This window comes from Chitinophaga tropicalis (assembly GCF_009758205.1).
GTDB classification, from domain to species: domain Bacteria; phylum Bacteroidota; class Bacteroidia; order Chitinophagales; family Chitinophagaceae; genus Chitinophaga; species Chitinophaga tropicalis.
The window spans coordinates 21,968-36,396 of sequence record NZ_WRXN01000018.1 but is presented as its reverse complement, the minus strand read 5'-3'; the positions used below and the strand labels follow the sequence as shown (position 1 = coordinate 36,396).

8 protein-coding genes are annotated in these 14,429 nt (G+C 46.4%); 4 read left to right on the top strand and 4 right to left on the bottom strand.

Features of this window, described 5'->3' with window-relative positions; translation table 11 throughout:
• Positions 1 to 340: 340 nt before the first annotated feature.
• Positions 341 to 4,312, top strand: coding sequence for a hybrid sensor histidine kinase/response regulator transcription factor (locus GO493_RS27360; protein ID WP_157309428.1), 3,972 nt, complete (start codon positions 341 to 343; stop codon positions 4,310 to 4,312).
• A 76-nt stretch (positions 4,313 to 4,388) separates the two neighbouring features.
• Positions 4,389 to 7,277 carry a polysaccharide lyase family 8 super-sandwich domain-containing protein gene (locus GO493_RS27355; RefSeq protein ID WP_157309427.1) on the top strand — a complete coding sequence of 963 codons (2,889 nt, stop codon included), beginning with the start codon at positions 4,389 to 4,391 and terminating at the stop codon, positions 7,275 to 7,277.
• Positions 7,278 to 7,393: 116 nt separating this feature from the next.
• Here GO493_RS27355 and GO493_RS27350 read toward each other — a convergent pair whose 3' ends face one another.
• Positions 7,394 to 7,543 carry a hypothetical protein gene (locus GO493_RS27350; protein ID WP_157309426.1) on the bottom strand — a complete coding sequence of 50 codons (150 nt, stop codon included), beginning with the start codon at positions 7,541 to 7,543 and terminating at the stop codon, positions 7,394 to 7,396.
• Positions 7,544 to 7,666: 123 nt separating this feature from the next.
• Between GO493_RS27350 and GO493_RS27345 the strand changes: the two genes are divergently transcribed.
• Positions 7,667 to 9,367 carry an ABC transporter ATP-binding protein gene (locus tag GO493_RS27345; protein WP_157309425.1) on the top strand — a complete coding sequence of 567 codons (1,701 nt, stop codon included), beginning with the start codon at positions 7,667 to 7,669 and terminating at the stop codon, positions 9,365 to 9,367.
• Between the two features lie 541 nt (positions 9,368 to 9,908).
• Positions 9,909 to 11,537 (top strand): hypothetical protein, encoded by a 1,629-nt coding sequence (locus GO493_RS27340; RefSeq protein WP_157309424.1) that lies wholly within the window; start codon positions 9,909 to 9,911, stop codon positions 11,535 to 11,537.
• Here GO493_RS27340 and GO493_RS27335 read toward each other — a convergent pair.
• The 3 genes from GO493_RS27335 to GO493_RS27325 are packed head-to-tail and all read right to left on the bottom strand — an operon-like array spanning position 11,531 to position 14,344.
• The gene (locus GO493_RS27335) at positions 11,531 to 12,325 is read right to left on the bottom strand and encodes a glycosyltransferase (RefSeq protein ID WP_157309423.1); all 795 of its coding nucleotides are present in this window, start codon (positions 12,323 to 12,325) and stop codon (positions 11,531 to 11,533) included. The two genes, GO493_RS27340 and GO493_RS27335, sit on opposite strands and share 7 nt — an antisense overlap.
• A 2-nt stretch (positions 12,326 to 12,327) precedes the next feature.
• Positions 12,328 to 13,782: a glycosyltransferase family 4 protein gene (locus GO493_RS27330; protein WP_157309422.1), complete on the bottom strand. Its 1,455-nt coding sequence runs from the start codon at positions 13,780 to 13,782 to the stop codon at positions 12,328 to 12,330.
• Between the two features lie 13 nt (positions 13,783 to 13,795).
• Positions 13,796 to 14,344, bottom strand: coding sequence for a class I SAM-dependent methyltransferase (locus GO493_RS27325; RefSeq protein ID WP_157309421.1), 549 nt, complete (start codon positions 14,342 to 14,344; stop codon positions 13,796 to 13,798).
• Positions 14,345 to 14,429: the final 85 nt, after the last annotated feature.

Genomic DNA, 14,429 nt, shown 5'->3' with positions numbered 1-14,429 from the left:
CCCCTCAAAAAATCGATTTTGATAAATTAAGTTGAATGCTGGTTGATATACAAATATGTCATAACCGCTCCGTATCAAGGGTAGACAATCGTAAATGATTGGGGTGAATTTTATAAACCCCCTTAAAAACACTGATTATCAACGCTGATTTAAAATTTTAGCTGGCCGCAGGCCATCCCCTGCCCTCAAAAAAATTCATTCACCAGCGCTCCCTCCCTCTCCCGAAAAATGAGTTTCGCCGAAGGCGAAACTCATTTTTCGGGCAATTTTCCGCATAAAAATTAAACAGACACCCTTCTAAAAAACACCTCTCAGCTGCATACAATTCTTATATTAGAGAATGATTTCCAGGTGCTTTCTGTTCTTATCCCTGCTAATACCCGCTTTCTTTTCGAAAAGCAACGGGCAGGATGTGACGTTCAATCACCTCACTGTAGAAGACGGACTATCGCACAACGCAGTGCTATCTATTGTACAGGACTCCCAGGGTTTCCTCTGGTACGGTACAAACTACGGCCTCAATCGCTACGACGGCACCCGCTTCAAAATTTACCGCCATCAGGCAGAAGACAGCACCTCCCTGCCGGATAACCAGATAATGAGCCTGTACCGGGACAAAAAGAACACCCTCTGGATAGGCACAACCGCAGGCCTTGCCAGGTATGACCCGGAGCACGACCGCTTTGAGCGTATCCCCCTTGACCCCGGACGATCAATTAATATCAACTGCATTTACGAAGACAGCAAGGGCCGCCGCTGGATAGGCGCCAACAACGGACTTTACCTGCAGGATGGTAAGCGGCTGGAATTCTTTACCCCCGGTAAGATTGCAGCTTATGTAGTACGCTGTGTATATGAAGACCGGAAAGGTAATATCTGGATCGGCACCAGCAACGGTCTCACGAAAATGAGCGGAAATCATTTCGAAACATTCCGGCATGAAGAGGGACAGCCTTCCAGCCTCGCCATGAACTTCATCACCGCCATCACCGAAGACAGATACGGCAGATTATGGATAGCTACGCAAACCGGTGGTATTAATATATATGATCCCGCCACCAGCCGTTTTTCCCTGCTGGCCCAACCCACCATCATTAATAATATTGTAAGACGGATACTCCGGGATAAAGCCGGCAACATGTGGGTAGGTACCCAGGAAGGCCTTAGTATCATTGACCCCGCCAATATGGCGGGCAGGCACTATCAGCAAACGGTAGGGAACAACAACAGCCTCAGCCAGAACTCAATTCACAGTATTTATGAAGATAACAACGGGGGCATCTGGATAGGTACCTACTTCGGCGGCGTGAATATGGTACATCCCTATGGCACCTCTTTTATAGCCTGGCAGCACCATCCCCCGCTAAACGGCATAAGTAATAATGTGATCAGCACCATTCATGAAGATGCACAGCACAATTACTGGATCGGTACAGAAGGTGGTGGCCTGAATTATTATAACCGTACTACCGGCCGCTTTACCTCTTATAAACATGACGCAGGCAATCCCTCCAGTATCGGGTCAAACCTGGTGAAAGTGGTATATGAAGATAAAGATCATAACATCTGGGCCGGCACACATGGCGGTGGTCTGAACTTGTTGCGGCAGGGGAAGTTCAGACGCTTCTTCCACGATACAAAAGATCCCGTCACCTTTTCCCGGGAAGTAACAGCCATCCTGGAAGACAGCCAGGGCCGGTTCTGGGTGGGGACCAACAACCAGCTCCACCTGCTGCATCGCAAAGGGCAGGAACTGGAAAAACAGGCTGATTCAGCGCTGACAGGTATAGCCACCCGGCAGTCCATCCGCTATATTTTCGAAGATTCCCGTCATCGCATCCTGTTAGGTTCTACCAGCAACCTGTACGTGCTTGAAGGAAACACTATGCGTATACTCCGGCAGGGCTATGTCAATTCCATACAGGAAGATTCAAACCACAACATCTGGGTGAGCGTGTACTTCGGTGGATTGATCAAATACAATACAGACCTGGAACAACTGGCGCACTACACAGAAAAGGACGGCCTGCCAAATGATAATGTACTCGGTTTACTGGAAGATAACCAGCATTATTTATGGATCAGCACCCACAATGGCCTTGTCCGTTTTGATCCCGCCCGCAATACATTCCAGACCTATACGGTAAGCGACGGTATTGCCGGCAATGTATTTAATTACAACTCATTTCTGAGGAACAGCCAGGGCGAATTCCTCTTCGGCGGATACAACGGTATCACCAGCTTCTTCCCCGAACGGATCATTACCAACACACATCCCTCGCCTGTCCGCTTCACCGGGCTACGCCTGTTTAATAAACCGGTAGGCATAGGACAGGATGACGGTCTGCTCAGGCAGGATATCAGCTATACGAAAACCTTACGTTTCCACCATGACCAGGAGGTATTCACGCTGGAATTTGCATTGCTCAATTATGTAAAAAGTAATAAGAACCGATATGCATACCGGCTTGAAGATGCAGACCGCGACTGGATTGAGACTGGTAATCCGGCGGTGACATATACCAACCTGTCTTCCGGCCACTATACATTCTGGGTGAAAGGCGCCAATAACGACGGCGTCTGGAGTAAGCCTGCGCGGATGGACATCACCATCCTGCCGCCATTCTGGCAAACCTGGTGGGCATACAGCATTTATGTGCTCTGTTTTATCCTGCTGTTCTTCTTTGTCACCCGTTTCTTTTTCCTGTGGGCCTTACTGCGCAAGGAAGAGGAACTGCACCAGGTGAAGCTGAACTTTTTCACACATGTCTCCCACGAGATCCGAACACATCTTACATTGTTGCTGGTGCCGGTAGAAAGGATGATGGATATGCTGAAGAAAGATGATCCGCTGCAAGCCACACTCTCGCAGTTAAGGAATAACGCAGACCGGCTGCTGAAACTCGTAAATGAGCTGATGGACTTCCGCAAGGCAGAAACCAATCATCTCAGGTTGCAGGTACAGGAACAGGACCTGATCCCATTCCTCGATCATATTTATACCAGCTTCAGGGAGATTTCACTGGACCGTAACATCAGCATGGTATTTCAGCATGATATGGAACATGTCCGGGTTTACTTTGACCGGGAGCAGCTGGAAAAGGTGTTCTTCAACCTGCTCAGCAATGCATTCAAATTCACACCGGACGGCGGACGTATACAGCTGCATGTGTCCCAGTCCCGGCAGAACATTGTTATCACCATCACCGATAATGGTCGTGGCATTGCACCGGAATACCTGGATAAGTTATTTACGAATTTCTTCCAGGTACAGGACCATGGCTTGCAGAACACAGGATACGGTATAGGCCTGGCATTGTCTAAGAACATCGTGGAGCAGCATAAAGGTACGCTCACCGTGGAAAGCGTCCCCGCCACAGCAGGAAAAGAAGGTCGTACCTGCTTTACCGTCTCCCTGCTTACGGGCGCTAAACAATTTGAAGGCACCCGCCACAATGTGACCGGACAAACTGCAATACCCTCAGTCCCGGTAAAGATCCCTCTTGCATCAGAGGACGCAGATATCATTACCTCCGGCGCTCCCCAACCTTTCACCATTCATATTGTGGAAGACAACCCGGAGCTGCGTGCCCTCATCAGCCAGACCTTCCGTGATCAATACCAGGTACTGGAAAGTGAAAATGGGGTAGATGGATTGGCAACTGCCACCGCCCAGATCCCCGATCTGGTGATCAGTGATGTGATGATGCCGGAGATGGATGGTTTGCAGCTCTGCAAGGCGCTCAAAACTGATGAGCGTACCAGCCATATTCCCGTAGTACTGCTTACCGCCAAAAGCTCGCAGACTGATCATGTGAGCGGCCTTGAAACCGGGGCAGACCTCTACCTTACCAAGCCTTTCAGCACAAAGGTGCTGGCGCTGAACGTGCGTAACCTCATAACCTCCCGCGAAAAAATGCGGGAACGCTACAGCCGCCAGCTACAAGCAGAAGCCGAAGTGCCTGATGCTTTGCCCAATAGTGTGGATAATACCTTCCTGGAAAAAGTGATAGCATTGGTGGATGAATATATGGACGATCCGGAGTTCGGGGTAGATATACTGGCACGCAAACTGGCAATGAGCCAGCCGGTGTTGTACAAAAAACTGAAAGCCGTCACCAATATGTCGGTGAACGACTTCGTAAAATCCCTGCGACTCAAAAAAGCGGCAGCACTTATACGTACCCGTCAGCATACCGTATACCAGGTAGCATATATGGTAGGGTACGCCGACCGGAAATATTTCAGCCGCGAGTTTAAGAAACAGTTCGGGAAAACCCCTTCAGAGTTTGCAGGATCTCCTGAATTGTGAAAATTCACCCCTTAAACTCGGAAAAATCACCCCATGTGCCGGGACTGGATCACTAGATTTGTACAAATCCACTGTTATGAAGATCAGAATGCTACTTATCCTGGCCTTGTTCTGCCATTTGCCCTGTGTATGGGCTCAGACCGTGTACACCACCATTATGGACCGTGTCCGGTCGGAATTGCTCTCCCAGGCCTATAATATTACCACACTGGATAATAATGTGACCAGCACACTGGCAACATTACAGTCCAACGGCTCCTGGCCGGACGTGAATTATGCTTACAGCTCCACCTCCTATACGGCAGATGTACATATTAACCGGGTAAAAGCCTTTGCGCAGGCCTACATGAAATCGGCCAGCTCCCATTATCACAGTAGCGCGCTCTTTACCGCTATCGTAAACAGCCTTACCTACTGGAATACTACCGATCCGCAAAGCTGGAACTGGTACCATAACCAGATCTCCAATCCTCAGCGTATAGGAGAGATACTGATCCTCCTGGAAACAGCGCCACAAAGCCTCGGTAGCCTCCGCAGTGCCCTGCTTACCCAGATGAACCGCGGCTATCCTACTAATCAGACCGGCGCCAACAAGCTGGATGTAGCCACACATTTCATGTACCGGTCCTGCCTCACTGCCAACGACTCGCTCATGCAGTATAGTGTAGACCAGGTATTCTACCCGCTGGTGCTCACTACAGAGGAAGGCATCCAGCATGATCTCTCATATCATCAGCACGGCCCGCAACTGTATTTCTTCGGTTATGGTTCCGTATTCGTGGAAGGAGAGACCAAGGTAGCCTATTATCTCCGTGGCACTCCCTATGCTCTTTCTGGTTCCCGCTTAGCCATATTCAGCAGCTTTGTACGGAACGGTTTCCTCAAAGTGATGAGGTCCCGCTATATTGATTACGGAACGAACGGCCGCAGCATCAGTCGGGAGAATCAACTCTCCGTTGGTGTTACAGCACACCTGGAAAAGCTTAAAGTACTGGATACGGCTCATGTTACCGAATACAACGAGAACATTGCCCGGTTGAACGGCACCCAGCCACCCGGCTACCTGTTGCCCTCCCTGCATTCCCATTTCTGGCGCTCCGATTATACCGTACATCAGAATACCAGCTACCTGTTCGGGGTACATCTGACCTCTACCCGCTCAGCCAAACAGGAGAACGGGAATGGAGAGAACCTGAAAGGATATTACCTGTCAGACGGCTCCACTCATATCGCCACCAGTGGTAATGAATACTATAACATTCCTGCAGTATGGGACTGGAGCAGGATACCCGGCACCACCGTTCCCTATATCACCACCATTCCTCAACGCGCCCCCTGGGGAGTGAACTTCGGTACCACAGCATTTGCCGGTGGTGTATCTGACTCGCTGTACGGTGTTTCTGCGCTCTGGTTCTCCGATTACAACACGCAGGCCCGTAAAGCCTGGTTCTTTTTCGATAATGAAGTGGTTTGCCTTGGCGCAGGTATCAGCTCCTCTGCCACACAACCCATCAACACTACTGTAAACCAGTGCCTCCTTAACGGTACTGTATCTGCGAATGTAGGCGGTACTGTAAGCACCATTACCAATGGTGTTTACAACTATAATAATACGCTGAAATGGATCACCCATAACGGCGTCAGCTATTACTTTCCAGCCGGTGGAGAGGTACAACTGAGCATGCAATCTCAATCCGGCACATGGAAGAGTATCAACAATGGTGGTAGTACCACTGTACAGAACATGAATGTGTTTCAGCTCTGGTTCGATCACGGTGTTACTCCGTCTGACGGCGCCTATGCTTATTATGTATTACCCGGACAAAATATGAGCACCTACGATACCACATTAATACATATCGAACAGAATACTGCTGATATGCAGGTAGTATATCACCGCGGATTGAATATCTGGCAGCTGGTATTCTACCAGGCAGGTACCTTCCATAAAGATTCCCTGAGCATTACGGTAGACCGTCCCTGCACGCTGATGTTGAAGAACGTCGGTAATTCCAATGTAAGGGTTTCTGTTGCAGATCCTGCACAGTCATCTTTACCGGTAAACATCTACCTCAATCTTCCGGGTATTTCCCAGACCCGGCATCTTGTTGCCAGTCTGCCTTCCGGCCCTTATGCAGGTTCCAGCGTAAGATATAACGTTGATGTTAACACGCCTGTTTATACCCCATCAGTTGTTACCGCTGTTGCGGATGCTTATGTAAGAGGTGGCTCAGCATACGCTGGTATGAACTATGGCACCGGAAATCTTGTCCTCAAGCAGGATGCTACAGTAAGTTATACACGGGAAGTATTCCTGAAGTTCAATGTGAGTGGGTTGCCTGCGGGCACCAGCCAGGTAAAGCTGCGTATGTACGTGAACTATGCAAATACCGGCATTGCCTCAGTACCCTGGATTGTACAATATGTCAGCAATGACAGTTGGACAGAATCAGGCATCACCTATAACAACATGCCGGCTGTTGCCAGCCCTGTCGATACTATCATGGCATATACAGCTGGAAATTTTGCAGAGTGGGATGTGACGGATATTGCCCTCTCTCAGCAATCTGCCGATGGCGTGCTGACATTAAAGCTTGTTTCCGGGCTGGCTGGCGCTACTACGGATGCCATCTTCATATCCCGGGAGGGGAGTGATACCACCCAACGCCCGGTCCTGGTTTGTAGTGCAGGGGCTGGCTTTCTGTCCATGGCGCCGGGCAGCGAAGATAAAATAACCGGTGTCAGCGTCTTCCCCAATCCGGCAGGAACCTTCATTCGTGTAAATACTGCAGAACAGTGGTCGCAGGCTGAATTGAGAGATACCACAGGCAAGGTGCTGAAAACCGAAAAGCTAAATGGCCGGCAGCAGTTTGAAATGCCTTTAGGAGATGTACGGTCCGGGATGTACCTGCTTGTATTGAGCGGAATAGGAAAGAGAGTGGTAAGGAAGATAGTGAAAATGTGAGATCATAACTGGTGTCTTGTTCTGCTGCAGATTTTTAACGTTTGACAATCAGAAAAGTCTTCAAGTCTTTCGATTTGAAAGCTTTTCTGATTATTACCCGGACAGCGGGTGCCATATTAATTATAAGTATATCCAATACCCTTTTTTATGGATTGTAGTTGTCCCCAGCTGCCGCCTTCAAAACCTTTACGGTCAATGTCCTTATCTGCCGTAATAAATACAAAAGGGCATCCGTTCTCTGCCGCATTGATCTTTAGTTTTTTCATCGCTCCCATTTTACATTGAACAGTTCTTCACATTTTTCTGAAAACAACTCCCTTGTATTGCTATTAATATTCTTATCTTACAGGAGTGTCAACCCTAACCCGTTCACAACCACTAAATAATTAATGGAGACCCAACAAATTAATACTTCTTATATAAAGCGATTTATCCGGTATCTGCGCCCTCATATCGGCGGAGAAGTGCTATTGTTACTGATGATGTTAATAGCCAGTGCCGGCTCATTGGCAACACCATATATTCTAAAGATAATTATCGATGACATTTTCCCTAAAGGCAACTACTCCCAGCTTATAACTATATTGTTTATCCTGGTGGTCATTTATCTCATCCGCATAATTTGTTCCATTTTTACAGATCTGCTGTATGCAAAGATAAGTCAGCGGGTTATTGCTGCAATACGCGCTGACGTACTGAATACCATTCTTACCCGTCCCATATTATTTTTCCGGGAGGTAAAGCCCGGAGATCTTTTATTTACAGTAATGAATGACGTACAGAATATTCAGGTAGCTGTATCTTCTTTTGTATTGACCTTCACATCAGACCTGCTCACGGTAATTGGCATCATGATCATGCTGGCAATACTTAACCTGAAGCTGACCGCTATCAGTTTGTTGATATTGCCAGCAGTTATATTCAGTATCAGGAAATTTACACCTCATTTACAATCTAATTTCAAAAGTATACAGGAATTGCAGGAGCGGTTGAACAATTTTGTGCTGGAGAAGATCAAGAACATCCGTGTTGTCCGTAGTTATAATGCTACTAAATTTGAACAGGATAACCTGTCTGAGCTTCAGCAGCAGGATATACGGACCAATACCAGGAATGCAGTACTAAGTTCCCTGAATACCAATATAACCGTTTTCCTTGTAGCCATTGGGCCTGTCATTGTATTGATGTACGGTGGTAAGGCTGTGTTTCAAGGTGCGCTGACCATTGGTTCGCTGATTGCATTCATACAATATCTGAACAGGTTATATGCTCCTTCCATGAATATCATGAACAGCTATAACAGATTCGCAAAAGCGTTGGTGTCAATGGAACGTGTGAGCAAATACCTTCCCGGCAATTTTCCGGAAAAGAGTGGGACTCTCAGAACACCGGATTTCCAAAGCATCACCTTTAAGAATGTTTCGTTTTCCATTAACGACAGCCAGATCCTTCATGAAATAAACCTGCGGTTTGAAAAAGGGAATATCTATGGAATAATAGGCCCCAGCGGATCAGGCAAAAGCACTATCGCCAGCCTGCTATGCGATTTTATTCGTCCTGCAACAGGAGAGATCCTCCTTGACGGAGAAGTGCCGGTATCATATTTATCTGACTGGCAGGATTCATTAGGGCTTATAGAGAAGGAAAATCAGCTGTTCAGCATCTCTATCCTGGAAAATATCAGGTATGGCAGCTTTGAGGCATCAGATCCGGAGGTCTTAAAAGCAGCTGCAGATGCTGGTTTAATGGAGTTTGTCGAAAATCTGCCTGACGGATTTGATACCAGCATCAATGAATCAGCCACATCTTTATCAGATGGCCAGAAGCAGCGAATATCCATTGCCAGGGCCTTTTTGAAAAAAGCAAACGTTATTATCTTCGATGAGGCCACAGCTTCCCTCGATATAAAACTGGAGCAGCAGATAATTTCAAGCCTCAGGAAAAATCATCGCGATGCTATCGTCATTATTATCACGCACAGGCTGCAATCACTACGGCATGTGGACTATGTATACAATATTGAAAACGGCTCTGTCGTGTACGAAGGAGTACCAGATGCTTTTATTTCCAATAGTAGTATATCGGTCTGATTTTTCAGCCTCGCACAGCGCAAAAGAAACCCCCTCTCAAACTGGCTGGCCGTCAGCCAAATTAATCCCCATCATTCAAAAATATTTCAGCTTGGCGCAGGAAAAAAAATTCCCTCTCAAAAGCTGGGGTTTGCCGAAGGCGAAACCTAGCTTTTGAGCAAATCTCACATCCTGCATAAAAAAGAAAATTTAAATTAATGTACGCCCTGAATAATAAATATGTTTGTATTTAATTGGATTTTACTATCTTAGTTATGACATCAGAGATTTTATTACCCTAATTATTGTAATGTTTATGAACCCGACCCAGTTTTCTCACACTGACACTGCAGAACTCGAAATGGAAGCCCCATCAACTTTGTTTGCTAAGCTTTCAGATTTAACATCCTTTTCAGAACTTGAACTGTTAAGAGGTTGCTGCACACAAGGCTGCTGTGAATCTCCGGAATTTGAAGTACTATAAGAGATAGTGCGTCTGGAAGGGGATATCCCTCCAGGAATATCCCCTTCTTTATTTTTTTAGTATTCACATATTTAACCCATGAATAGTACCCATTGGTGGCCCTTTTCCCTTTCTCCCCGTTTAGAAAAAGCTTTCAGAGATATTAAAACCAGGCTGACTTCTGAAAACGTGCAGCTCAATACCAGGCAAAATACCCTGATCATATCACAGCTGGCTGATGTGATGGCACATCATATTCCTGAGATCATTGAGCGGGATGGCCTTCCCTACCTGTGTCATATCATGAACGGATGGGGGAATGTTACCTATAAGGGAAAAGAGATTATAGATGAGCTGCTTCCTTTTATCCACCGTAATGAGTCTGATGCTCCGTTTATACTGCAATGTGAGCCGGAAGGAGATTTTCACCCATGGCAGACATTCGCATACGCTATCATGGCAGGGGTAAGCCCTGATAAGGAAATTGCAGGTGCTGGCATTACAATAAAAGAACTGGCACGTAACAGCCGTTATATAAATATAAAGAAAGAACAGGGCCAGGAGCTGGGGCATCTTCTGTATGCGTTGTCATATATTGATGCCAACAGCAATACTGCACCATTCATAATAGAAAACGTAGCGTATAACCTGGAAGAGCTGATGGAGAAGGCTGTACACGCGCATAAATTCGGGACATTTGAAGTATGCCGGAAGGTACATTTGACAGAAGGTCTTTGTACAATCAGTGCCAATGTACCGGAATTTGCACATTATAAGCCTGTAGCGGAGGTATTCCTTAACGGACAGCTGGATATCCTCTTCCTGTTATGCGTCGCTATAGAAGAAGCTAAAAAAGCGTTGGAAGAAAATGTGAGCCCGGCAGCAGGCTCACTGCTGAGGGAAGTACGGAATGAACTGAAAATAGCCGATTTCCTTGAAAATAATGCTTTTTATATAGGTCATCTTGCCGAACTGGCCGGACTTGCCACAAAAGCTGGTTATAAGATAAGGAGGGAACATATCAACGCATTGAACTTTGCTGTCAATATCCTGAATGAGATCATTCCCCGGTATCTGCCCTATTTATTTTTCGAAGATTGTTTCCTGCATTTTGGTCACTACAGAAGAGGCATAAGTTTGCTGGAAGCTGTGAACGCTATCGCAAATGGAGATACATCTGTTGAAGTAGACCTTACAGCATACACAGCCAACCTGGATGCACTGACGCCTTTCAGAACTGATCCCGGTGCTTCGGGAGCATTATCTGCTATTGAAAAAGCTGTTTTTAAACTGTCCAGTCCTGTAAACCAGGAACGGCAGCGGTTCAGTACTGTATTAGAGCATTACGTTCAATATGCAGGAAATTCGCTGGAACCCAGAGGCCGCTTTAAACATTTCCGGCGTATAGGCCCCCCTTCCTGGCCAAGATCTTTTCATTATGAGTTTCTCGATTATGGAGATAAGATCGGCCTGGAGATCCATATTGAAAGCGATACCGTGAAAGCAATGACACCGGCTGTAGAACATGTGACGGCAAAGGTACAGGCGCTTTTCCCTGAACAGCCCGTGGAATGGGATCCTCGCTGGTACAAAAACAAAGGACGGCTGAGAATACTGTTCGATGATCATCATCCCGAACCACAGATTGCTGAGGCAATGGAGCAACTCATTACCCAGACCTTTGGCGAGTTTGATCCGATTGCCAGTCACCTGCGTATTGCTCAGTAAATATATTGTTGCACATCTTCTTTATAAGTGCCTGCGTAATTACCCTGGCTGTAATTATCCAGGCACTTTGCATAGTTGGCTGCTTCACTGGTCTTCCGTGAATTGTTATTTATTGTTCTCTGCTGGTCCGTATGTGTCAGGTGTATAGCGCTACCAATTTTTTCCCATTTGAGCGATAGCTTAAGCTGAAGCCTGCAGAGCAGGTCATTATCTTCCCATCCCCAGCCGGACAGGGCTGTGTTCATACCGTTCACTTCCATGAAATGTTCTTTTCGCAGCATCACCAGGCCCGGTGCACTGCGGCCTTTTTCATTGATATAATGACGGCTGGTTTCTATCAGCGCTTTATTGTTATTGATATCCTTTACTTCTATAAAGTAGGCCAGTTCAGAGATAAAACTCCTGGCAGCAGTAGTGCTTTTCTCCGATTCGTATACTTTCCCGATCGTAAGAAAACAATCATTTTCCAGTAAAGCAGCCGCTTCCGGCAAGAGGTCCTCTTCCAGGATAATGTCCGTATCCAGCAGGAACAGGTAAGTGCCTGTTGCTGCCAATACACCCAGGTTTAACGCAAGACACTTATTGAATAAAGTGATCTCAGGCTGCCGGATTGTTTTAACAGGGTAGGGGATGGACTGTAATATCTCTTCTAACATTATGGGATCGCCTCCCACATTGCTGATAATCACTTCTGCTTCGTTCTTCTCAAATACAGGCAGGTTCTTTTTCAGTGTTTCCGACAGTTCTTTACGGTTACACCAGGGTATGATAACTGAGAATAAAGGCATAATTATACTTTTTCATGGCTGTAGCTGAGCAGTCCTGCATTGATCAGAACTGTTATCCGGGGAAGGTCCGTGTCACAGCTATCTAACAGTGTTTTGATTTTTATGGGTGTCTGACAGTATGAGATAATAGTCTGTGTAAGTGCATCAGTCGGGTAAACGGCCGGCCATGCAGGATCATCCAGCTGGACCCTGTCGGCAGACAATTGCACAACAGGCACAGAAGTGTACACAAGTGTTTCCTCATCGGGTTTATTGTCCGCATTGCTTACATAGTAGCGTACTTGTTCTTTATAGTATTTCCACGGTATATCAATTTCCGGAAGATATTCTTCCTGGCTGCTGATGGCCGGCACAGGCAATAAGCTGGCATTTATGGCAGGCACGTCCTCATTATACCCTTCTACCGCCTTTGTAATAGCCGTGCAAAGAATATCTGCGCAGGTTTCCCTGCTGTAACCGGCTGCATGCCTTAAAGCAGCGGCCGACATACTCTCTTTAAGTGCTTTATCAGTAAGCAACCCCGTAGCAAACTGCATTGCCGCAAAAGTATCCATCCTGATACCTGCATCTGTTACCCATGTAGGCATGAGAAAACCTGTCGTTCCCGATATAACAGTATCTTTTAACCCGCCGTAAGCCGCTCCTAACACAGGTGTACCACATGCCATGGCTTCCACAGGAGCATACCCGAAGTTCTCATCAATGGAGTTGGTAGGGTGGATGAAAAGGTCCATTGCATTATAACAGGTAGCCAGGTCATCGTTTGACAGGTTGGCGGGGAAATACAGCAGGTCATTTTTCAATCCCAGTTTTTCAATCAGCTGTTGAATATAATTAGGATAGTTGCCCGTTTGATAGTCCAGCACTGGATAGTCTATCCAGTATTTCCCTATCACAATACCTTTTACTTTACGGGGAAATAACTGTTTTTTCAGCTGAACGAGAAGATCCAGGTAACGGTGCAGGTTTTTCTGTGGCAGCAGCCTGCTTACAAAACCTACTACAACATCATCTTCCTGCAATCCCAGTTGCTTTCTCACCTGCTGTTTTGACATAGGCCTGAAGCAGGTATCATCTACAGGTAGTGGAAGGTGGCAGAGGGTAGGGGCGTTATCAGCAAACATGCTGTTAAGAATGTCAATGTCTGACTGGCAGTTAACGATCAGCATATCCGAAGGCCGGAGCTTTCCCAGGTGTGTTCTCAGGAATGCCTGGTTGAGGATCGTGCCTCCATGAATTCCGAATATGAGAGGGCAGTCAGGGTGTGTTGTCAGCTCCCAGCCTGCATTACCCATGAAATTAACGATTGCATCAGGTGTAACATTTATTTCACCATTATTACTGGTCGTAACTGCACAGGTATCGAATCTCTTTGTAATAGTATCCAGGTAAAATGCTCTTGTTCTTTCCAGGCTGGGCCAGATGGATTCATTGAATTCCAGTAATCCGATTTTCATAGTGAAATAGTTATTATTTTTCAGACAGGTAGATACGGCAGTACCACCTGCCCCTTTCATTTTCTGTTATTTTCTCTTCAGCAGCGTGGTAACGGTTTTCAATGGCATCCAGTAATTGTTTGTTGGGAGGGGTTTCATAAACAGACAGGATAATTGCCCCTCCGGGTTTTAAAAATGAGAAATATCTGCTCATGAGCTGGATAGGGTAACTGGCATAATACAACGATTCGTTGAAAATGATGATGTCGAACTCCTCACCGGCGGGTTGCCAGGTTTCCATATCAGCAACCAGGTAGGTGTTTTGGGTATCCTGCAGATCTGCAGTACGTGTAATGGCTACAGTAGAGATATCTATGCCTGTGAAAGCAGCATACCGCTGTTTATCCATACCGGCCTGCAACAGCCCTTCCCCGCAACCTACTTCCAGGATGTTTCCCCCGGCAGCATATTTATAGATGAAGCTACGCACTGATTCAAAGCGTTTTTCTTCCAATGGGGATTTAAGAACTTCCCATGCGCCCTGTGCATATTGTTTATCCCATGTAGACGCTTGTATGTGCATTTTGAGGGGTTATTTGGTTCATTCAAATATAGAAAAATTTGTTCGCCGGTAATGATAAAATCTTATATTTAAGATCGAATGAAAC

Coding starts and splice junctions, on each gene's coding strand:
- GO493_RS27360 (WP_157309428.1), top strand. CDS start 341: ATGATTTCCAGGTGCTTTCTGTTCTTATCCCTGCTAATACCCGCTTTC.
- GO493_RS27355 (WP_157309427.1), top strand. CDS start 4,389: ATGAAGATCAGAATGCTACTTATCCTGGCCTTGTTCTGCCATTTGCCC.
- GO493_RS27350 (WP_157309426.1), bottom strand. CDS start 7,543: ATGAAAAAACTAAAGATCAATGCGGCAGAGAACGGATGCCCTTTTGTA.
- GO493_RS27345 (WP_157309425.1), top strand. CDS start 7,667: ATGGAGACCCAACAAATTAATACTTCTTATATAAAGCGATTTATCCGG.
- GO493_RS27340 (WP_157309424.1), top strand. CDS start 9,909: ATGAATAGTACCCATTGGTGGCCCTTTTCCCTTTCTCCCCGTTTAGAA.
- GO493_RS27335 (WP_157309423.1), bottom strand. CDS start 12,325: ATGCCTTTATTCTCAGTTATCATACCCTGGTGTAACCGTAAAGAACTG.
- GO493_RS27330 (WP_157309422.1), bottom strand. CDS start 13,782: ATGAAAATCGGATTACTGGAATTCAATGAATCCATCTGGCCCAGCCTG.
- GO493_RS27325 (WP_157309421.1), bottom strand. CDS start 14,344: ATGCACATACAAGCGTCTACATGGGATAAACAATATGCACAGGGCGCA.